The organism is Nocardioides sp. CCNWLW239 (genome assembly GCF_037137035.1).
GTDB lineage: Bacteria > Actinomycetota > Actinomycetes > Propionibacteriales > Nocardioidaceae > Nocardioides.
Window position 1 is genome coordinate 621,955 of sequence record NZ_JBBBNW010000003.1, and the last position, 19,692, is coordinate 641,646.

The following is a 19,692-nucleotide window of genomic DNA, read 5'->3' on the forward strand; positions in this document are numbered from 1 at the left end:
CCGACGATGCGGCCGGGCCGCGGAGGGGAGATCCGATGCAGCCGACGCTGCCGACCACGATGCGAGCAGTCCGATTCCACGATTGGGGGACGACGCTGTCGGTCGACACGTTGCCTCTACCTGAGCCGAGCGGACAGGAGAGCCTGGTACGGATCGACGCCGCCGCCGTCGCACACCTCGACGTCACCGTCGCATCCGGAAGGTTCGACATCCGGCCGACGCTGCCGTATGTCGCGGGTGTGGAGGGTGCCGGAACGGTGCTGAGCTCGCCGACGATGAGCCCTGGGACCCGGGTGGTCGTGAGGGGCGCCGGTGTCGGTCTCACTCGCAGTGGTACGTGGGCGGAGTACGCGGCGGTGCCCGAGGACGCGCTGACCGTACTGCCCGAGGACCTGGCGCCCGAGGTGGCGGCGTCGTTCTTCGTGCCCGGAACGACGGCGCTGGCCGCGCTGGACGATGTCGGCCGACTGGGCCGGTGGTTCGAGGACGTGTCTGCGCACGACGAGGTGGTGGTCGTGACCGGTGCGACGGGCGCGGTCGGCGCGATGGTCACCCAGCTGGCGTTGGCTCGCGGGTGTGTCGTGCTCGCGGTGGTGTCACGGCCCGAGCGAGCGGCGCTCGTCCCGGTCGGGGCCGAGATCGTCGTGGCATCGCGTCCGGAGGAGGTCGCCGGGCTGGCAGCTGCCCGGCCCGGCACGCTGCTCGTCGACACCCTCGGAGGACCAGGCCTGGGCGACCGGGCAGGCTGGATACGCCCGGGCGGCCGGGCCGCGCTCGTGGGATACACTGCCGGTGAGGATGTCTCACTTCACCTGCCGAACTGGTTCAGCCGAGACGTCGCCTACCTGCCCGTCAACATGATTCAGCGTACGCAGCTGGCGCGCGCGGCCGTACCCGACCTCGTGAGCCTGCTGGCAGCGGGGACCCTCATGCTCCCGGTCGAGGTGTATGCCCTCGGCGACGCCCAGGACGCTGTCGACGCGCTGCGCGGTCGGCGTGCGTCGGGTCGGGTCGTGATCCAGTCGTGACGGCGTCGCCGCTGCGCCGTGCCTACGCGGACACCGTTCTCGGGCAGCTGCACTACGCCGAGATGGGCTCGGGAGACCCGCTGATCCTGCTCCATCAGACCCCGCGGTCCCATGAGGAGTTCTACGAGCTGCAGCCGCTCCTTGCCCAGCGACGCCGAGTCATCGCGATGGACATGTACGGGTTCGGGCTCTCGGCGAAGCCGCCGTCGCCTCAGTGCATCGAGGACTACGCCCGTGGAGTGCTCGCCCTTGCGGACGCGCTCGAGCTCACCTCGTACGCCGTGCTCGGGCACCACACCGGGATGTTCGTCGCGTCGGAGGTGGCCGCCTCCGATCCGGGGCGGGTGAGCGCTGTGGTGCTCTCCTCGGGGAAGTTCGTTGATGCGGAGTTCCGGGCGACGACCCAGCCACCCGGGCCGGATGACGTCGACGTCGCGCCGATCCGTGACGACGGAGGTCACCTGCAGACCCTCTGGGACAAGCGTCGGCAGCTCTATCCCGCTGGACGGCCCGAGCTGCTGGATGCGTTCGTGCGTGACGCCCTTGCGCCGGGTGTCGACCCGGCGGAGGGCCACCGGGCGGTCAAGCGATACCGGATGGAGAATCGCGTCGGCCTCGTGACGGCGCCGGTTCTGGTCATCGGCGCGACCGATGACCCGGTCGCCTACCCCCACACCGACCGGGTCGTCCAGGCCTATCGCAACGCCGCTCGTGTCGAGCGGCACGACGTCCTCGGTGGCGGGATCCCGCTCATGGAAGAGCGTCCGGGGGAGGTGGCCGATGTCGTCGGCGCCTTCCTCGACCGGCTCGGGCACTGACCGGAATGGCTGGTCCGCTCATTGGACCGGCGTGACCTACGAAACATTTCCCGCCCACAGGATGATCCGGTCGGTGTGGCGCCGACGATCTACTCCCCGAGGAGGGAACATGCAATCGACCCGTAGTGGTTTCGTTACGGCCGTCGCAGTCGGCGTTCTGGCCGTGAGCAGTCTTGCCGCGTGCGGTAGGGAGGCGAGTGACGAGGCCGGCCTGAAGCAGATCACCATCGCTGTAGGGATCGACTCGACGTACGCCTCCTTCTTCGTCGCCGACGCGAAGGGCTTCTTCAAGGAGCAGGGCCTCGACGTCGACGTCGTCCAGTTCGGCTCAGGCGGTGAGGCTGTCCAGGCGATCGCCGGAAATCAGGCGCAGTTCGCCGGCGCGAGCCCGATGACCGGTACCTCGCTGCAGGCGCAGAATCCTGATCTGAGGGGTCTGGCGACGTACATGTCCTCGGACAAGTACACCAAGATCGTTGCCAACACCGATGTCAACGGCCCCGCGGACGTCAAGAAGTTCGGCGTCGTGCCCGGACTGAGCCTCTACATGGCGCACAAGTATCTCGAGGCCAACGGGATCGACCCGGACTCGGTGAAGTATGTGGAGAGCTCTCCCGCCGAGCTGCCGGCGTTGACCAAGAAGGGCGATATCGATGCGTACGCGTTGTGGGAGCCCTGGCCGACCAACGGGGAGAAGATGGGGCTCAAGATCCTCACGGACACCGGTGGTTTCGGACAGCCGAGCTCACAGGTGCTGATGACCGACTCGACGTACCTCGCCGAGAACAACGCGGTGGCGGTCGATGTCGTCGAAGCACTCGACGAGGCGTCCGCGTACATCCAGGACGATCCCGACGATGCGGCAAGCATCGTCAGCGACGCGACCAAGCTCGACGAGGGCGACGTCAGCGACGCGCTCGGGCTGATCGAGTTCGGCTCGGCCGGGTTCACCGACACCGACTACGTCGCCTACGAGCAGCAGGCCCAGTTCTTCGTCGACACCGGCGTCCTGAAGAGCGTCCCCGAGATGAGGAGCTACTACCTGCCCGACTGGTACGCCCAGAACATCAAGACCGCGCAGAGCGCCGGGTGAACCGCATGGCTGGCACGATGACGCGCTCTCGCGAGGCTGGGGCGCGCCTGACCTTGGATGACGTGCAGATCCGGTTCGGCGACTTCGTGGCCGTGGACGGGATCGACCTTGCCGTGGATCCCGGCGAGTTCGTCTGCCTGCTCGGTCCGAGTGGGTGTGGCAAGTCGACGCTGATCAGCGCGGTTGCCGGGTTCGAGTCTACGAGCAAGGGAACCCTGCACGTCGGAGACTCCGTCGTTCGGGGGCCGAGCCTGGACACCGGGATGGTGTTCCAGAGCAGCGAGGCGCTCTTCGACTGGCTGACCATCCGGAAGAACATCGAGTACGGCCCCAAGATGCGTGGAGTCACCGCGGCTGAGCGACGCAAGATCTCCGACCGGTTCCTGGCGCTGGTCGGGCTCACCCACGCGGCTGACAAGCTGCCTGCGCAGCTCTCCGGCGGCATGCGGCAGCGCGCCCAGATCGCTCGCGTGCTCGCCAACGAACCGCGGGTTGTGCTCATGGACGAGCCATTCGGCGCGCTCGACGCCCAGACGCGTCACGTCATGCAGGTCGAGCTCGACCGGATCTGGCGAGAGAGTGGCTGCACCGTCATCTTCGTGACCCACGACATCGACGAGGCGATCCTGCTTGCCGACCGAGTGCTCGTGATGAGCGCCGGACCTGCGGCCCGGATCAAGAGCAGCTACTCCATCGACCTGCCACGTCCCCGGGACGAAGCCAGCCCAGAGGCACTCGAGATACACCGCAGGCTCCGCGCCGACATCGGGGAGGAGGTTCAGAAGGCGTTGGCCGGACAGGGCCTCGTCACCGAGGAGGAGGTCCACTGATGAGCACGATCGACGTACGACCGAAACCGGTCGAGATGAAGCTCCCCGGACCCGGAGCAGCCAGGTCGGGCCGGGTGGCGCGAAAGGTCGGTGTCCCGGCCCTCGCGGTCATGGTCGGACTGCTGATCTGGCAGATGCTGGCCTCGCACTTCGGGCCGAGCCTCGTGGCCTCTCCGAAGGAGACCTGGACCGCTGCGGTCGATCTCGCCGAGGACGGCACGCTGTGGGATTCGGTGCGTGCCTCCAGTCTCCGCATCCTGTCCGGATGGGCTCTGGGACTCGTCGTCGGTGTGCCTCTGGGGCTGCTGATGGGTCGGATCAAGCTCGTCAGAGAGTTCTGCGAGCCCTACATCGAGTTCCTCCGGTTCATCCCGCCGATCGCCTTCGTGACATTGGCGGTCATCTGGTTCGGCCTTGGTGAGACATCCAAGATCGTGCTGATCTTCTACACCGCTGTCTTCATCGTCACGATCAACACCATCGCGGGCGCCGTGGCCACCGACGAGAACAAGCTACGCGCCGCCGCGAGCCTTGGCGCCAACCGCTTCCAGATTCTGCATTCCGTCGTCCTTCCCTCCACCATCCCGCACATCGTCACCGGTGCGAGGCTCGCGATGGGCAACAGCTTCCTCACCATCGTGTCGGCGGAGATCGTCGCCGCCCAGGCCGGACTCGGCGCGCTCATCTGGACCTCGCGCAACTACGGTCGAATCGACTGGACGTTCGTCGGCATCATCACGCTCGGACTGCTGGGCTATCTGTTCGACAGGGTGCTACGACAAGCCGTCCGTCCCCTTGCGCGCTTCAAGGTCACGGTCTAGCGAACCCGCTTACCCGGGTAAGGATTTCTCCCGTATGACCGCGGTGATCGCCTTCCTATTCTGAGGCGACATCAGTTGGTCAGCGTCGACCGCTCAGCCGACAACGGGACTGGTGAACTCGCAAACTTCGAAGGTGGAACCATGACTGTTCAACGGCGCGGGAAGCAGGCGCGCACGCTGCGCGTGCTCGTCGGGATAGCATCGCTTTTCGCACTCGGACTCCAAGTCGTCGGGGCCGCGCCCAGTGCTGCCGGCGCCGACACAGCCGCTGGAGGAGCTCGCTGCGAAGAGCTGACCGAGCTCGCGGTGCCCGAGACCGAGATCACGGTGAGCGAGCTCGTTCCCGCCGGTGACTACGTCGACGCGGAGGGCACCGTCCATCGTGACCTGCCCGAGTTCTGTCGGGTGGCCGCGAGAGTCGATCCGAGCCTGAAGTTCGAGGTCTGGATCCCGTCGACCACCTGGAACGAGAGGTTCCTGGGAGTGGGTAACGGTGGCTTTGCCGGAAACATCAGCTACAGCGCGATGGCTCCGGCTCTCTCGGCCGGCTATGCGACGGCGTCCACGGATACGGGCCACTCCAGGTCCGACTCCTCCAACTCCTGGATCAGCGATCCGACCCAGCTCGAGATGTGGGGGCGTACCTCCATTCACCTGATGACGGTGCGTGCCAAGCAGATCCTGACCGCCTACCACGAGCAGGCGCCGAAGTTCTCCTACTTCGAAGGTGGCTCGACCGGCGGCCGCCAGGCGATGGACCAGGCAGAGTTCTTTCCGGACGACTACGACGGCATCGTCTCGCACAGTCCGGGAATGGACTACAGCCACGTGATGATGGCGGTGCTGTGGACCGCGCAGCGCCTCGCGAACAGTCCGAGCGGTGCGCTCGACAGCGATGACCGCAAGCTCCTCAACGACGCCGTGCTGGCCGCCTGCGGTGGCCGGGACGGGGTCGCGAGCGACCCGTTCCTCAACGATCCACGGGATTGTCACTACAACGTCAAGCGGCTGGAGTGCCGTCCTGGGACGAGCGTGGGGTGTCTCACGGCGGAGCAGGTCAGGACGGCGGAACACGTCTACACCGCGGTGACCAACCAGGGGACCGGTGAGCACCTCTACCCGGGCTTTGCCTACGGCAGCGAGGCGGCATGGAACTTCGCAGCGGAGCGACAGGCACTCATCTCCTATCCGCAGGCGCTCCTCGGCCGGGCCGTGTTCGACGATCCCGAGTGGGACTGGCGCAGCTTCGACTGGGATGAGGACGTGAAGCTGGTGGAGGAGAAGCTGAGCCCCAAGATCGACCCCACGCGTACCGATCTCTCGAAGTTCGAAGCGCGTGGCGGCAAGCTGATCATGACCCAGGGATGGAGCGACCCGTTCCAGTCGGGCAGCCTCCCGATCGAGTACTACACGCGGGTCCTCCTCGAACGGGACGGCACCACGCCACGCTCGGCTCTGCGAGACGTTCAGGAGTTCTACCGCCTTTTCATGATCCCCGGCGGTGGACACGTCACCGGAGGCGTGGGACCCAACTCGTTCGACGCCCTGTCCGCGGTGCGGGCCTGGGTCGAGCAGGGCACCGCCCCTAGCCAGATGATCGCGACCAAGTACGAGAACGACCAGCCAGAGAACCGGGTTGTGATGACACGGCCGCTGTGTGCCTACCCGCAGGTTGCGGGTTATGACGGAATCGGGCCGACCACGGAGGCGAGCAGCTTCCGGTGCGAGGACGACTGGGGCGACTTCGCCGAAGACGTGGCCAGCGAGCGGCAGCGCATGCGGGTCCGGGCACGGAGCAACTGACGGGCTGCATCTGGGGATGCAGGGGTAGGGGATTCCCCCAACGAACTGCGGTCATTGCCACTGGAGCCGCGCACTCGTGCGACTTAGCGTGAACATGCCCTGCCGTACGCATCATTCCGAGGAGAAACATGATGAGCACCCCCGACACCGGCACGATTGCCGCCCTGCTGCACCGGGTGGACGCCCTCGAGTCGGAGGCCGAGATCCGCCGGCTGGAGGCGCGCTACATGTTCCTCTGCGACACGCCCTGCCCCGAGTTCGGCGTCAGCGAGGACGCACGACGGATCGATCTGATCATGGACCTCTATGCCGAGGACGCGGTCTGGGAGGGCGTCGGGGAGTACTACGACGGTCAGTTCGGCAAGGCCGAGGGCAAGGCTGCGATCCGTGCGCACTTCGAGAGGTTCTGGGGAGAGAAGAAGGACCCGGCCCTGCTGCTCAACGCCCACTATCTGACCTCCGAGCAGATCCACGTCAATGGTGACGAGGCGGAGGGCCAGTGGATCCACATGCAGCCCTGGCTCTTCTCCGACGGCAAGGCGATGCTGCGCTCCAGCCGGCTGAACAACGCCTTCCGCCGCGTCGACGGGACCTGGCTGATCACCCGGACGCGCACCGAGAACGTCTTCATCGCACCGCTCTCGCCGGGCTGGGCCGAGTCCTACCCGTCGACATCGGTGCTGATGAAGTCCTGACGCGGCGCCCAGAGGGTCAGCTCAGACGTTCACCTGGTGCAGAAGCACGTCGCGTACGAGCGTGCCGAGGCTGTCCGAGCCGGTCTTCGCCTTGATCCGCGCCCGGTGGACGTCGACCGTCTTGACGCTGGTGCCCAGCTCCCGGGCGATGTGCTGGCTCGGCAGACCGTCGATGACCAGGCGCAGGACCTCGAGCTCGCGGGGCGTGAGCTGGTCGACCCGGGCCTGCACATCGCGGCGTACGGCGTCGGCGGCGAACCGCTTGCTCGCCTCGAGCAGCTGCTCCTGGACGACATCCAGCATCTGCTGGGAGTCGTACGGCTTTTCGAGGAAATCGACGGCGCCATGCTGCATCGCCCGCACCGACATCGGTACGTCGCCGTGTGCCGAGCAGAAGATGACCGGCGCCGGATAGTGCCGCTGGCCGAGCTTCTCCTGCAGCTGGAAGCCGCTGACGCCGGGCATCCTGACGTCGACGATGAGGACCGCCGGCTCTGTCGGGTCGTACTCGTCGAGGAACGTGGTCGCGTCGGGATACGTCAGGGCCTCAATGCCTACGGTCTCCAGCAGGAAGACCAGCGACTGGCGGAGGTCGTGGTCGTCGTCGACGATGTGGACGACCGGGGTGCGCGCGACGGCAACCGTGTCGGGTCGGGGTAGTTCACTGATGCTCATCGGTGCCGCCTTGCTGGTAGGGATGGTCGTCGACGGTACGTCGTCGGTGTTTCCCGTCGGTTTCGTCATTGCGCTTCACTCATCCCTCGTGGTGTGACCTGGGCCATGCCCAAGGATCAGGACACCAGGCTTTGCTCGAGAGTGCACGCCGCCGACAGAAGTGCCGTCTCGCTGCGGTGGTGGCCGATCACCTGGATACCCAGCGGCATTCCCTCACCGTCGCGAAGCCCGGGCACGGTCACGACGGGCAGGCCGAGCGCCTGCCACGCCCGGCTCAGCACCGGGTCGCCGGTCGCTCCGAGCCCTCGAGGAGCGGCACCGGGAGCCGCGGCGCCGACGATGACGCTGTAAGACCCGAGGAGCTCGGCGACCCGTTCGCGTCCCTGAGCGACCAGGGCGAGGGCAGCGTCGTAGTCGCGCCGGCTGGTCTCCGCGCCCGCACGCAGCAACCCGGCCAAGGGATCGGACAGTTGGTCCGCGCGGGCCAGCTCCGCCGCTCGCTCGCGGGCGGCTTCGTACGCCATCACGACCGGGTGCGCGACGGTGAGGTCGGCGACGAGCTGCTCCTCGGGGAAGTCGTCGATGCGGGCGCCGCTCGCCTCCAGCGCGGCCCGGGTCGTGTCCAGCGCGTCCCGCATCGCCGGGTCGAGGACGCCGAGCGGCGCCGCGGACCAGAGCAGCACCTGGAGCGGCTCGACCCGATCGGGCACTCCCTCGCCGGCGACATCGGGCTCACCGCTCAACGCGGACCAGGCCAGCGCGAGATCGCTCGCGGTGGCGGCGTACACGCCGTGGCTGTCGAGGCTCTCGCTCAGCCCGGTGACGCCGTCGACAGGAAAGCGACCGTGGCTCATCACCAACGCCGCGACCCCACAGTACGCCGCCGGGCGGGTGACCGAGCCGGCCGTCTGCGATCCCAGGGCGAGCGGAACCTGACCGGCGCCGACGGCCGCGGCCGAGCCGCTGGAGGAACCGCCCGGGGTGTGGTCGGTCGCGGCCGGGTTCGCGGTGGGGCCGGGGGAGAAGAAGGCGAACTCGGTGGTCACGGTCTTGCCGACCGGCACCGCGCCTGCCCGGCGCCAGGCGGAGACGATCGCGGCATCCTCGTCGGCAGGCGTCGCGTCCGCGCGGAGCGATGAGCCGCACCTGGTGGGCAGGCCCGCCACGTCGATGATGTCCTTGACGCCCAGCGGCACGCCGCCCAGTCGCCCGACTTCCGTTCCTGGCTCCTGGCGCACGACCCACGCCTTCAGGTCGGGTTCGGTCGCCTCGATCCGCGCGGCGGAGCGGGCCATCGCCTGCGCCGGCGTGGTCGCGCCCCGGTCGAGGTCGGAGACGAGCTCACGCAGCGACCACGGCTGCCACAGCGACGTGCTCATGCCTCGCCCCAGCTCGCGTCGGCGGTCCAGTAGTCCATCCCGCTCGCGGAGACGGCATGACGCCATTCGGAGGTGCGCCGCAGGGTCGGCTCGACCTCGGCGGTGATCTTGTCGGCGACCTCGGGGCCGTCGCCCGGGGCCTGCCAGTGCACCCAGTTGAGCTCGTGCCCGTCGGGGTCGTGGACGAAGAGGTCCACGTGCTGCCAGCCGTACCCGTGTGTGTCGGTGTAGCACATCAGCGTCATGCGCGCGCCCGGCACGGACATCGTCGCTCTCGAGGTCCTGCTCATGCGGAAAGCTCGGTGGGGTGGAGCATGTGGAAGCGGCGCTGGAAGTAGACCAGGCCACCGGTGTCATCACGGCTCTCGACGGTGTCGACCTCGACGAAGAGCACGGTGTGGGAGCCGTGGGAACGGTGGTCGGCGACCCGGCCGATCACAGTGGCGACGGCATCGCGCAGCACGGGGACGCCATGGTCGTCGTGCTCCCATTCCGGTGCCGCGAGCCGGTCGCTCATCGAGATGTCGCTGGCGCCGGCGAACTGCATCGCGATCGGCTCGTGCTCGGCGGCGAGCACGTTGATGGCGACGCGCTTGTTCTCCACGAAGAAGTCGTGGGTGTAGCTGGACCGGTTGACGCAGATCAGCATCGTCGGTGGGCTGTCGGTGACCGAGCAGGCGGCGCTGACGGTGATGCCGGCCGGGCCGCGCGGGCCGTCGGTGGTGACGATGTTGACCGCTGCCGAAAGGTTCGACATCGCGGCTCGGAAGGCGCGCTGCGTCGGGGTCAGCTCGGGACGGGTCGGGGTGGACAACCTGGGCCTCCTACCGGGTCGGTTACCTCGACCGTAGGCAGTCTCGCGCCGCCGGGGAATCGAGAGTTCCTCGACGCCGGATGAGGATTTCCCCTACGCCGGTGCGGCTACGCACGGGGCAGCGTGAACGCGAACCGGGTGCCGCCACCTTCACGCGGCTCCGCCCAGATCATGCCGTGCTGGCGGGTGATGATCCGGTAGCTCAACGCCAGCCCGATCCCGCTCCCGCGCTCCTTGGACGTGAACGACTCCGCGAACGGGTCCTGCGTCAGACCGCGCCCACGGTCCTCGACCGTCACCATCCCCGAGGTCTTCCCGTCGTACGTCGCGGTGCTGGTGCCGATCCGGAGCACTCGCTCCCCGGGGGCGCACTGGCTCAGCTCGTCGACGGCGTTGAAGCACAGGTTGAGCACCACCTGTCCCGTCAGGACTCGTTCGCAGCGTACGGGCACGGGGTCGGGGGAGAGGTCGAGCTCGACCTCGATCCCTGCCGGTTCCGCGCGCAGCGCGACGAAGTAGAGGCACTCCTCGATCACGTCGTTGAGGTCCACGCGGCCCGAGACCTGCTCCAGATGCCCGACGTAGGAGCGTACGGAGCTGACAATGGTCGCGGCCCGCTCGATCTGACGCTCGGCGCCGTCCAGCCCGAAGGCGAGCATCTCGGCGTTCCTGGCGACCTCGGCGCAGCCCGCGAGTGTCCGGGCGCGGGCGCGGACGCCGGCCAGGAAGTTGTTCGCTGCGGCCAGAGGCTGACCCAGCTCGTGGGCTATCGCCATCGCCATGTCGCCCATCGCGTTGTAGCGGGCCAGGTAGTTCTCCTGGTCATAGGCCTGTTCGGCCTGCACCCGCTCGGAGATGTCGTAGACGGTCAGGACGAACTCCTCGACGCCGGGCTGGTGCATGTGCTCCAGGGTTCCGCCCAGCCAGGCGGACCGGGCCGGACCGGCTCCAGCGCGACGGCGTAGTCGCAGCCGCACGGTGGCGATCGGGTCGGCGGCCCCGACCGCCGCCGACCAGCCGCTACGTTCGCGGTCGCCACGCCGGTCGATCTGCACCGTGGCGATGTCGTCGAGCCGGTGTCCGGCCATGTCGGTGCGCGACACCCCGAACTGGGCGAGCGCCTGGTCGGTCACGTGCTGGACGACGCCGTCCGGGCTCAGCACGACGACGCCAGCGGCCGTGTGTCGGCTCAGGGTCTCGACGTACGCGGTGGTCTGCCGTAGCTCCCGCTCGACCGCCTGCTCGCGCTCGATGTCGCGGAACTGCACCATCACCGCCGGACCCTGGGCGAGCTCGACGCGGGTCGCGACAGCCTCGGACGGGATCACCCGACCGGTGCTCGAGCGGTAGTGCCATTCGATCTTGCTCCGGCCCTTCTCGACCGCCTCCTGCAACCACGCCCGGCCGATCACCCGGTCGTATTCCTGGGCGGAGCTGCTCATCTGGTCGGCCTTGAGCGGTCGCAGCTCGGTCACGCTCCATCCCAGCAGCTCGCACGCGGCTGGGTTGGCCCAGATGATGTCCTTCGTTCCCGCGTCGTGGACCAGCACGCACAACGACGTCGCGTCCATCATCGCGAGGAAGTCGGAATGGACCAGCTCCTGGACCTGCGGATCGACGTGCATCTGGTCAGGATAGGTCGCGGGCGAGGCGAGGGCGCTGAAGAAATCCCTTACGCGAGGCGGTGACGCCCCCTCATCCGGGCCGGGCATTCCCAATTCCCGCGACGCGGGCGGCCTCATAGCGTCGACTCCGGCGGCCGGAGCACGGCCGATCCCCACCACCGACCCGACGCAGAGGAGCCGAGATGGCCCAGACCCAGGAGATCCAGCCCGAGACGGCCGTCGTGCCGCTCACCCTGGAGGACGTCCTGTCGGAGCTGGCTGCCCGACGGGGTGAGTTCCACGAGCAGAGCTACGTCCCGCGCGACTTCGTCGATCGGCTCAAGCAGGTCGGGGTCTACCGGAGCTCGACCCCGCGGATGTTCGGGGGCGAGCCGATGGCCCCGGGCGACTTCCTCGAGGTCGTCGAGCGGATCTCGGCCGTCGATGGCTCGACCGGATGGGTCGCGGCCTTCGGTTCCGCGCTGACCTACCTGGCGGCTCTTCCGCTCGAGACCCAGGCCGAGCTGTACGCCGACGGCCCCGACGTCGTCTTCGCCGGCGGGCTCTTCCCGGTCCAGCCCGTCACCCCCACCCAGCGCGGCTTCGTCGTCGACGGGCGCTGGAAGTTCGCCAGCGGCTGCATGGGCGCCGACGTACTCGGTGTCGGCATCCCCGGCGACGACACGTCCGGCGGCAAGCCCAGAAGCGCCCTGCTGCGACCCGACCAGGTCGAGATCGTGCAGGACTGGGACGTCGCCGGGATGCGCGCGTCGGGCTCGTTCGACCTGGTGGTCAAGGAGGTCGAGGTCGCTCGCGAGTGGACCTTCATCCGTGGCGGCGAGCCGACCGTCGACGAGCCGCTCTACCGCTACCCGACCATCGGCTACCAGGCCCAGGTCCACGCCGCGGTCGGCCTGGGGGTCGCGCGGGCCGCGCTCGAGTTCGCCCAGGAGGCGGGATCGCGCACCGGCGTGACCGGAGCACCACCGCTGGCCGCCCGCGCCTACTACCGCACGTCGTACGCCGAGAGCTATGCCGCGCTGCGCTCGGCGCGCGCCTTCTACTACGAGGTGGCCGAGGAGGTATGGAGCACCGTCCTCGCCGGTGACGAGGTCCGGCCCGACCAGCACGCTCGGATCCGCCTCTCCGCCACCCACGCTGCCTCCACGGCCGCCCGCATCGTCGGCGACCTCTGCACCATCTCCGGCACTGGCACCATCGCCAACCGGCATCCTCTGCAACGGTTGCGTCGCGACGCCGAGGTGCCCCAGGTGCACGCCTTCCTCGGCCCCTCGATGTATGACGCCGCCGGCGCGGTGCTGCTCGGCCAGGAGCCGACCGTCCCCGGATTCATGTGACCGGATCCATGCCATTCCACGAGCCCAAGGAGATCCGATGAGTGATCCGACACCACTCCGCGTCCTGTTCTGCATCGGCATCAACCAGAACTTCTTCGACCTGCCCCGCGACGGCGTCACCGCCGGCGATGTGTGGAGCGCATTCGTCGAGATGATGGACGGCATCAAGGCGCTGCCCGGCGTCGACTTCATCGGCGACATCGACGACGACTCGCACCTGGTCGGCCCCTCCGACTCCTGGCCGTGGACCTGCTACCTGCTGGCCGACGTCGACACCCAGGAGACCGTCAAGGCCGCCTGCAACCTGTTCCGCACCACCGCGGTGGGCGCGAGCGACTTCAAGCTGTGGAAATACGCCAAGGTCGAGGCGCGGATGGGCAGAGCCCTGACCCCTCGCTCGTACGAGCCTGCGGAGGCGAACTGAGATGACCATCGAGATCACCGCATCGAACGTGTACGACCTCGCCCCGGCCGACCTGGTCCAGGGTGACCGGGTTGCCGGGCGGATGTACACCGACCCCGAGATCTTCGAGCAGGAGATGACCCGGATCTTCGAGCACACCTGGATCTGGGTCGCCCACGAGAGTGAGCTACCCAAGCCCGGAAGCTTCAAGTCGACGTACGTCGGCCGGCAACCGGTCATCGTCTCGCGCGACCGCAAGGGCGCGATCCACACCCTCGTCAACCGCTGCCGGCACCGCGGGGCGAGCCTGTGCGAGAAGCGGACCGGCGAGGCCAACGGCTTCACCTGCCCCTACCACGCCTGGTCCTACAGCCTCGACGGCAAGCTGCGCGGCATCCCCTATCCCGAGGGCTACGAGGGTGTCATCGACAAGAGCGAGCTCTCCCTCAAGAGGCTGCGCACCGAGTCCTACGGAGGAATGGTCTTCGCCACCCTCGACGAGGACATCGAGCCGCTCGAGGAGTTCCTCGGTGATGTGAAGCTGTGGATCGACCGCTTCATGAAGCAGGGTGGCGGCTACCCGATCAAGGTGCTCGGCACTCACCAGTTCACCTTCGGCGGCAACTGGAAGATCCAGCTGGAGAACACCACCGACGGCTACCACTTCCCGATCGTGCACCGCTCTTGGATGGCGTCGGTCGACGCCGAGACCGCCGACATGATGTCGTTCATGACCGACCCCGAGGCGACCACCCACGACCTCGGCAACGGCCACAGCGTCGCCCAGATGGTGCCCGAGCACTCCGACCTGGATGCCGACGACGGCACCGAGAAGCTCCAGGACCGGTTCGACGACCTGATCGACGACCTGCGTGCGGCCAACCTGTCCGACTCGGCGATCCGCAAGGTGATCCTGGCGATGCACGGCACCGGGTTCAACCTCAACCTCTTCCCGAACGTCTCCATGTCCGCGGCGTTCTTCCGGGTCCTGCGGCCGATCTCGGTCGACAAGACGGTCATCGAGCACGTCGCGATCGGCCCCGACGGCCCCGACGAGGTCGTCGGCCCGGTGAACCGTGCCCGCCTGCGGGTGCACGAGCACTTCCAGGGACCGTTCGGCTTCGGCACCCCCGATGACGCCGAGGGCTGGGACCGCGTCCAGCGGGGCGCGCAGGGTGCGCCCGAGATGCCGATCCTGGTCAACCGTGGCACGGCCCGGGAGAAGCCGAGCCCCGAGGGCTGGCCGACCTCACATGTCACCGACGAGACCGGGATGCGCGCTGCGTACGCCCAGTGGAAGCAGATGATGAGCGATGACTGAGACCCTCACCGAAACCGCCACCCCGTCCCTGACGGACCCCCGCGTGCTGCGCGGGATCGAGCTGACTTGGCGCGAAGCCGACCTGCTCGACCGCAAGGAGTACGAGGCGTGGAACGCGCTCTATGCCGAGGACGGGCTCTACGTCATTCCGATCGATCCGACGACGACCGACTTCGACAACACGCTCAACATGGTCTACGACGATGCTCGGATGCGCGGGATGCGCGTGACCCGGATGACCGAAGGGCACGCCATCGCCGCTGTCGACTCGGCGACGACCGCCCGCACGGTCTCCCGGTTCGTACCCGTCGAGGTCTCCGACGCCGAGGTCGTGCTGCGTGCCTCGCAGGTGCTGGTGGCGTACAAGCGCGGACGGCACGACCTGTGGGCCGGTGACGTGGAGTATCGGATCCGGCTGGGCGCGACCCCGGCCGAGGATCTGATCGCGCTCAAGGTCGTGCGCCTGGTCGACAGCGAGGCGGCCGTCCCGGCTGCCGGGTTCCTGCTGTGACACCGAGACCCGAGGAACGGCCGGTAGCGGTCGTGACCGGTGCCGGCAACGGCCTCGGTGCGGTGATCGCCGCCCACCTGCACGGGATCGGGCATCGCGTCGCGGTCGTGGACATCGACGGGGCCGCCGCTGCGGCGCTCGCCATCGAGCTGGATGCCAGCGGCGTGACCGCTCGTGCGTACGAGCTCGATGTCACAGACCGGGGCGCGATCGAGAACCTGATGGCCGCATTGCTGGAGACCTGGGACGGCGTGCAGGTCCTGGTGAACAACGCCGCCCGCACGCAGGCGACCCCGCTGCTGGAGATCTCGTCCGAGGAGCTCGCATCGGTGCTGGCGGTCAACATCGGTGGCACGTTCGTCACCTGCCAGGTCTTCGGGCGGCACATGGCTGCGGCCGGCTACGGCCGGATCGTGAACCTTGCCTCCCTCGCGGGGCAGAACGGCGGCACCGCGACCGGCGGGCACTACGCCTCCTCCAAGGGCGCAGTGCTCGCGGCGACGAAGGTGTTCGCACGGGAGCTCGCTAGCGCCGGGGTGACGGTCAACGCGGTCTCGCCGGGGCCGCTCGACCTCCCCGTCGTACGCCGCATCGTCGGCGAGGACAACGTCGACCGGTTCGTGGAGAGCATCCCCGTGGGCAGTCTCGGCAGCCCCGAGTTCATCGCCGAGATCGTCGCGCTGCTGGCCTCGCCGGGCGCGGCCTCGGTGACCGGAGCGTGCTGGGACGCCAACGGTGGCCTCTACGTGCGCTGATCACCACCCAGAGGAGCAGATCGATGACCGACATCAAGGTCCGTGTCACCCAGATCGGGGTCGAGACCCCGAACATCCGTACGCTGCGGCTCGTCCGTGAGGACGGTCGGCCGTTCGAGCCCTACCGAGCCGGAGCGCACGTCGACGTCCTCGGGCCGACCGGCGTGCTGCGGCAGTACTCGCTGTGCAGCCCGCCGTCCGAGAGCGAGTCGCAGCTGATCGCGGTCAAGCTCGAGCCCGACTCCCGCGGCGGCAGCGCGGCGCTGCATCAGGTCGGCGAGGGTGATGTCCTCGCCGTCGGTCAACCGCGCAACCTGGTCTCCGTCGTCGACGGTGCCGACCGTCACCTGCTCGTCGCCGGTGGCATCGGGATCACCCCGATGCTGAGCCTTGCCTACGAGCTGCACGAGCATGGCCAGGAGTTCCAGCTCATCTACTTCGTTCGCACGCGGGAGTATGCCGCTTTCCTGGACCTGCTCGAGGGTGCCGACTTCGCTGACCGCGTCACGATCCACATGGGCGTGCCCCGCGCCGACCAGGGCCCGCTGGTGCGCGACGCACTCGAGACGGCGACCACGAGCAGCCACGTCTACACGTGCGGACCGGCCGGGTTCATGGAGCAGGTGACCGCGGTCGCGGCACCCGTGATCGGTGAGCGCAACGTACACGTCGAGCACTTCGAGGCTGCCGAGATCGACACCTCCGAGGACGGCTCGTTCACCGTCGAGCTCGACACCGGGGAGTCCTTCGAGATCCCCGCCGACCGCTCGATCCTGTCGGTGCTGACCGACAACGGGGTCGACGTCTTCAAATCGTGCGAGGAGGGCATCTGCGGTTCGTGCGTCTCCGGGGTCCTCGACGGTGTTCCCGACCACCGGGACAACTGCCTCTCCGCGGCCGACAAGGACGCCGGCGACCAGATGGCGCTGTGCGTCTCGCGGGCGAAGAGCCCGAAGCTCGTCATCGAGCTCTATTGACGCCGGCGCCGGTAGGGGAAACCCTCAATGGGCTGCGGTCAATGCCAATGGAGCCCCGGCGCCATCGTTCCTAGCGTGGAACCACCCCTTGCGAGGGTCGGAGACGGTCCGCCGACGCACGATGTGGTGCGGTCGGGGAAGGATCTGCCCCTCGCGCCCTAACGACAGGACAGTCATGACCACGACATCCCGCGTCGACACCGACACATCGGATCTGACCTCCACCCGCAGCGGCGTCGCCCGGCTCGCCTTCGCCAGCGGCGTCGGGACCTCCCTCGAGTTCTACGACTTCGCCATCTACGGGACGGCGACCGCGCTCGTCTTCACCGACACCTTCTTCCGGACCAACGACCCCTGGTTCAGCACCTTCATGGGCTTGGCGACGTTCGCCATCGGCTTTCTGATGGCACCGGTCGGTGCGGTGCTCTTCGGTTGGGTCGGTGACCGGTACGGCCGCAAGACCGCACTACTGATGACGTTCGTCGGCATGGGCGTCGCCACGATGCTGATGGGCATGCTCCCGACCTACGCCCAGATCGGAGTCGCCGCGCCGATCATGCTGGTGCTGCTCCGCATGGTGCACGGCCTGTGTCGGGGCGGGGAGACCGGCGGTGCGGCCGTGCTCGCGATCGAGCATGCCCCCGATGACAAGCGGGCCCGGTATGGCGTCTTCGTGGCGCTCGGGTCCCCGATCGGATCCATCCTGGCCAACCTCGCCTTCGCGGCGGTGTTGCTCCTCCCTGCTGCCAGCGTCGAGAGCTGGGGCTGGAGGATCCCCTTCCTCATCGGTGGTGTGGTGCTGTTCCTCGGCATCTGGATCCGCCACGGAGTCTCGGAGAGCCCGGTCTTCCAGCAGATGATGCGTGAGGAGGGCGAGACGCTGAAACAGAAACAGCTCCCGGTCTTCGCCGTTCTCAAGACCAACTGGCGCCGCGTCGTACTCGCCGCCGGCGTCAACATCGGCTTGAACGCGAGCACGTTCGCCCTGGCTACCTTCATGCTGTCCTACGCCACCGCCGCCGCCCCCGAGGGCCTTGGCCTGCCGCGGCAGCCTGTCGTGAATGCCAGCATCGCCGCGCTGGTGATGCACGCGGTCGCAAACGTCTTCTCCGCTTGGGCCGCTGACCGGCTCGGTCGTCGACCGGTGATGATGGCCGGTGCGATCTGCTCGATCGCATCCGCCTTGGTGATCTTCCACCTCGCCGAGACGGGCAGCGTCGCCGGCGTGGCCACCGCGATGCTGATCGGGTTCACGACGACCGGAATCCTGTTCGGGCCTATGTACACCTTCTTCACCGAGCTCTTCCCGCGTGACCAGCGCCAGTCGGGGATGGGTGTCTCCTTCCACGTCGGCGCGGTGCTGGGTGGCGGCATCTCACCGCTGATCGCCAACCGGATCATCGCGAGCACCGGCGAGCCGACGTACGTCGGCTACTACCTGGCCGCCATGTGCGGACTCTCGCTGCTCTGCCTCTGGCTGCTCCCGGAGACCGCGCCTCGAGCATTGGCCCGAGCCAAGCTCCGGACCCGGTTCAGTTGAGTCTGGTCGACAATCGGCCTGACGCACACGTGTTGCGTACGTATACACGCTCAGGCGGCTGGGGCTCGTCGAGCAAGGCGGTTTCCTGAGCCTGTCGAAGGGTCAGAACCGGTGACCAGAGCACCCGATCATCCGTCCGTGACCTTGTCTGGTCACGGACGGATCGGCGGACCGCCCCAAGGTCGATGGCGCCGAGCGCGGTGCCGGATTGCGCCATCATGGGTGCATGCGAGCGGCGGTCCGAACGACGTACGGCGGTCCTGACGTGGTCCGGTTCGAGGAGGTTCCCGACCCGGTCGCGGGGCCGGGCGAGATCGTGGTGCGGGTGCGGGCGACCACCGTGAACCGCACCGACTGCGCCTATCGTTCGGGGCGTCCGTGGATCAACCGGGTCTATTGCGGGCTGCCGCGGCCGCGCGTGCAGATCCTGGGTTCGGAGTTCGCCGGCGTGGTCACCGACGTGGGGGAGGGGGCCTCGTCCTACGCGATCGGCGACCGGGTCTTCGGGTTCGTCGACGGGCGGCCGGGCGCACATGCCGAGCAGGTCGTCGTCGGTGTGGACGGCTTGGTGGCCCGGGTGCCCGAGAGGTGGGATCTGGCCGAGGCCGCACCGGGGATGGAGAAAGCGCACTATGCGCAGGCCTGTGCGCGGGTGAGCGGGGCGCGCGCAGGTGATCGGGTGCTCGTCCACGGCGCCACGGGTGCTATCGGGTCGGCGCTGGTGCAGCTGCTCCACTCCGCAGGGGTGGGGGTGACAGCGGTCGCCGACCGGCTCCCGTCCCAGCACGCCGGACTGCTGGGCGAGCTCGGCGCCGACCGGGTCGTGGACCTGTCGGCAGGTGGGAGTCTGGATGAGCTGGGCGGTGGCTTCGATGCGGTGGTTGCAGCCACGGGTCATCTCTCCTTCGGCGCGGCACGAGGGCTGCTCCGGCCCGGCGGCACCTTCATCTCCTCCGAGCTGGGCCGGGCGGGGCAGCATCTGGCCCTGGCCGCGGCCGCCCCGGTGGCCGGCATGCTGGGCCGGCGCCGCGTACGTTTCCCGTTCCCGCATGCCGACGCGGCCGTGGCCGCACACCTTGCCCGCCTCATGGCCGAGGGTGGCTTCCGACCGGTGATCGATCGCACCTTCGCCTTCGCCGAGCTCCAGGCGGCGTACGCCTATGTGGAGACCGGCCGGAAGGTGGGCAACGTCGTGGTGGTCATGCCGGAATGAAGGAGCAGCGTGGACGCAGGCCGTAGAACGTCGCCACGTCGACGAACAGAGCCC

The 19,692-nt window shown here is 68.3% G+C and carries 20 protein-coding genes; 15 read left to right on the forward strand and 5 right to left on the reverse strand.

Features of this window, described 5'->3' with window-relative positions:
- Positions 1-35 precede the first annotated feature (35 nt).
- The 7 genes from WBG06_RS14765 to WBG06_RS14795 all read left to right on the forward strand — a co-directional run bounded on the left by WBG06_RS14765 (position 36) and on the right by WBG06_RS14795 (position 7,088).
- Complete coding sequence (locus WBG06_RS14765) at positions 36-1,028, forward strand: quinone oxidoreductase family protein (protein ID WP_336737593.1); 993 nt, start codon at positions 36-38, stop codon at positions 1,026-1,028.
- Positions 1,025-1,846, forward strand: coding sequence for an alpha/beta fold hydrolase (locus tag WBG06_RS14770; RefSeq protein WP_336737594.1), 822 nt, complete (start codon positions 1,025-1,027; stop codon positions 1,844-1,846). The genes WBG06_RS14765 and WBG06_RS14770 overlap by 4 nt, the downstream gene beginning before the upstream one ends.
- 163 nt (positions 1,847-2,009) lie before the next feature.
- Positions 2,010-2,939: an ABC transporter substrate-binding protein gene (locus WBG06_RS14775; RefSeq protein WP_336737595.1), complete on the forward strand. Its 930-nt coding sequence runs from the start codon at positions 2,010-2,012 to the stop codon at positions 2,937-2,939.
- Positions 2,940-2,956: 17 nt separating this feature from the next.
- Complete coding sequence (locus WBG06_RS14780) at positions 2,957-3,769, forward strand: ABC transporter ATP-binding protein (protein ID WP_336737596.1); 813 nt, start codon at positions 2,957-2,959, stop codon at positions 3,767-3,769.
- Complete coding sequence (locus WBG06_RS14785) at positions 3,769-4,590, forward strand: ABC transporter permease (protein ID WP_336737597.1); 822 nt, start codon at positions 3,769-3,771, stop codon at positions 4,588-4,590. Before WBG06_RS14780 ends, WBG06_RS14785 begins: the two co-directional genes overlap by 1 nt.
- 141 nt (positions 4,591-4,731) lie before the next feature.
- Entirely contained in the window at positions 4,732-6,393 is a 1,662-nt protein-coding gene (locus WBG06_RS14790) for a tannase/feruloyl esterase family alpha/beta hydrolase (protein WP_336737598.1), read from the forward strand.
- Between the two features lie 131 nt (positions 6,394-6,524).
- Positions 6,525-7,088 (forward strand): nuclear transport factor 2 family protein, encoded by a 564-nt coding sequence (locus tag WBG06_RS14795; protein WP_336737599.1) that lies wholly within the window; start codon positions 6,525-6,527, stop codon positions 7,086-7,088.
- 21 nt (positions 7,089-7,109) lie between these two features.
- On the opposite strand, the gene WBG06_RS14800 is transcribed toward WBG06_RS14795, so the two are convergent.
- The 5 genes from WBG06_RS14800 to WBG06_RS14820 form a co-directional block, all read right to left on the reverse strand.
- Complete coding sequence (locus WBG06_RS14800) at positions 7,110-7,763, reverse strand: response regulator transcription factor (RefSeq protein ID WP_336737600.1); 654 nt, start codon at positions 7,761-7,763, stop codon at positions 7,110-7,112.
- Positions 7,764-7,879: 116 nt separating this feature from the next.
- Positions 7,880-9,142 (reverse strand): amidase, encoded by a 1,263-nt coding sequence (locus WBG06_RS14805; RefSeq protein WP_336737601.1) that lies wholly within the window; start codon positions 9,140-9,142, stop codon positions 7,880-7,882.
- On the reverse strand, positions 9,139-9,432 hold the full coding sequence (locus WBG06_RS14810) for a hypothetical protein (RefSeq protein ID WP_336737602.1): 294 nt from the start codon (positions 9,430-9,432) through the stop codon (positions 9,139-9,141). The genes WBG06_RS14805 and WBG06_RS14810 overlap by 4 nt, the downstream gene beginning before the upstream one ends.
- Positions 9,429-9,956, reverse strand: a complete 528-nt coding sequence (locus WBG06_RS14815; protein ID WP_336737603.1) for a flavin reductase — start codon at positions 9,954-9,956, stop codon at positions 9,429-9,431. The genes WBG06_RS14810 and WBG06_RS14815 overlap by 4 nt, the downstream gene beginning before the upstream one ends.
- A gap of 107 nt (positions 9,957-10,063) precedes the next feature.
- Positions 10,064-11,581: a PAS domain-containing sensor histidine kinase gene (locus tag WBG06_RS14820; protein WP_336737604.1), complete on the reverse strand. Its 1,518-nt coding sequence runs from the start codon at positions 11,579-11,581 to the stop codon at positions 10,064-10,066.
- A gap of 182 nt (positions 11,582-11,763) precedes the next feature.
- Between WBG06_RS14820 and WBG06_RS14825 the strand changes: the two genes are divergently transcribed.
- The 8 genes from WBG06_RS14825 to WBG06_RS14860 all read left to right on the forward strand — a co-directional run bounded on the left by WBG06_RS14825 (position 11,764) and on the right by WBG06_RS14860 (position 19,638).
- The gene (locus WBG06_RS14825; RefSeq protein ID WP_336737605.1) at positions 11,764-12,918 is read left to right on the forward strand and encodes an acyl-CoA dehydrogenase family protein; all 1,155 of its coding nucleotides are present in this window, start codon (positions 11,764-11,766) and stop codon (positions 12,916-12,918) included.
- Positions 12,919-12,955: 37 nt separating this feature from the next.
- Positions 12,956-13,342 (forward strand): hypothetical protein, encoded by a 387-nt coding sequence (locus WBG06_RS14830; RefSeq protein WP_336737606.1) that lies wholly within the window; start codon positions 12,956-12,958, stop codon positions 13,340-13,342.
- 1 nt (position 13,343) lies between these two features.
- Positions 13,344-14,642: an aromatic ring-hydroxylating oxygenase subunit alpha gene (locus WBG06_RS14835; protein WP_336737607.1), complete on the forward strand. Its 1,299-nt coding sequence runs from the start codon at positions 13,344-13,346 to the stop codon at positions 14,640-14,642.
- Positions 14,635-15,153: an aromatic-ring-hydroxylating dioxygenase subunit beta gene (locus WBG06_RS14840; protein ID WP_336737608.1), complete on the forward strand. Its 519-nt coding sequence runs from the start codon at positions 14,635-14,637 to the stop codon at positions 15,151-15,153. Before WBG06_RS14835 ends, WBG06_RS14840 begins: the two co-directional genes overlap by 8 nt.
- Positions 15,150-15,908 (forward strand): SDR family NAD(P)-dependent oxidoreductase, encoded by a 759-nt coding sequence (locus tag WBG06_RS14845; RefSeq protein WP_336737609.1) that lies wholly within the window; start codon positions 15,150-15,152, stop codon positions 15,906-15,908. The genes WBG06_RS14840 and WBG06_RS14845 overlap by 4 nt, the downstream gene beginning before the upstream one ends.
- Before the next feature lie 23 nt (positions 15,909-15,931).
- Positions 15,932-16,885 carry a PDR/VanB family oxidoreductase gene (locus WBG06_RS14850; protein ID WP_336737610.1) on the forward strand — a complete coding sequence of 318 codons (954 nt, stop codon included), beginning with the start codon at positions 15,932-15,934 and terminating at the stop codon, positions 16,883-16,885.
- A gap of 175 nt (positions 16,886-17,060) precedes the next feature.
- Entirely contained in the window at positions 17,061-18,425 is a 1,365-nt protein-coding gene (locus WBG06_RS14855; RefSeq protein WP_336737611.1) for an MFS transporter, read from the forward strand.
- A 226-nt stretch (positions 18,426-18,651) separates the two neighbouring features.
- Positions 18,652-19,638: a quinone oxidoreductase family protein gene (locus WBG06_RS14860; protein WP_336737612.1), complete on the forward strand. Its 987-nt coding sequence runs from the start codon at positions 18,652-18,654 to the stop codon at positions 19,636-19,638.
- The last annotated feature ends 54 nt before the right edge of the window (positions 19,639-19,692 follow it).

Coding starts and splice junctions, on each gene's coding strand:
- WBG06_RS14850 (WP_336737610.1), top strand. CDS start 15,932: ATGACCGACATCAAGGTCCGTGTCACCCAGATCGGGGTCGAGACCCCG.
- WBG06_RS14790 (WP_336737598.1), top strand. CDS start 4,732: ATGACTGTTCAACGGCGCGGGAAGCAGGCGCGCACGCTGCGCGTGCTC.
- WBG06_RS14820 (WP_336737604.1), bottom strand. CDS start 11,581: ATGCACGTCGATCCGCAGGTCCAGGAGCTGGTCCATTCCGACTTCCTC.
- WBG06_RS14835 (WP_336737607.1), top strand. CDS start 13,344: ATGACCATCGAGATCACCGCATCGAACGTGTACGACCTCGCCCCGGCC.
- WBG06_RS14810 (WP_336737602.1), bottom strand. CDS start 9,432: ATGAGCAGGACCTCGAGAGCGACGATGTCCGTGCCGGGCGCGCGCATG.
- WBG06_RS14825 (WP_336737605.1), top strand. CDS start 11,764: ATGGCCCAGACCCAGGAGATCCAGCCCGAGACGGCCGTCGTGCCGCTC.
- WBG06_RS14780 (WP_336737596.1), top strand. CDS start 2,957: ATGACGCGCTCTCGCGAGGCTGGGGCGCGCCTGACCTTGGATGACGTG.
- WBG06_RS14805 (WP_336737601.1), bottom strand. CDS start 9,142: ATGAGCACGTCGCTGTGGCAGCCGTGGTCGCTGCGTGAGCTCGTCTCC.
- WBG06_RS14855 (WP_336737611.1), top strand. CDS start 17,061: ATGACCACGACATCCCGCGTCGACACCGACACATCGGATCTGACCTCC.
- WBG06_RS14785 (WP_336737597.1), top strand. CDS start 3,769: ATGAGCACGATCGACGTACGACCGAAACCGGTCGAGATGAAGCTCCCC.
- WBG06_RS14840 (WP_336737608.1), top strand. CDS start 14,635: ATGACTGAGACCCTCACCGAAACCGCCACCCCGTCCCTGACGGACCCC.
- WBG06_RS14830 (WP_336737606.1), top strand. CDS start 12,956: ATGAGTGATCCGACACCACTCCGCGTCCTGTTCTGCATCGGCATCAAC.
- WBG06_RS14860 (WP_336737612.1), top strand. CDS start 18,652: ATGCGAGCGGCGGTCCGAACGACGTACGGCGGTCCTGACGTGGTCCGG.
- WBG06_RS14800 (WP_336737600.1), bottom strand. CDS start 7,763: ATGAGCATCAGTGAACTACCCCGACCCGACACGGTTGCCGTCGCGCGC.
- WBG06_RS14765 (WP_336737593.1), top strand. CDS start 36: ATGCAGCCGACGCTGCCGACCACGATGCGAGCAGTCCGATTCCACGAT.
- WBG06_RS14795 (WP_336737599.1), top strand. CDS start 6,525: ATGAGCACCCCCGACACCGGCACGATTGCCGCCCTGCTGCACCGGGTG.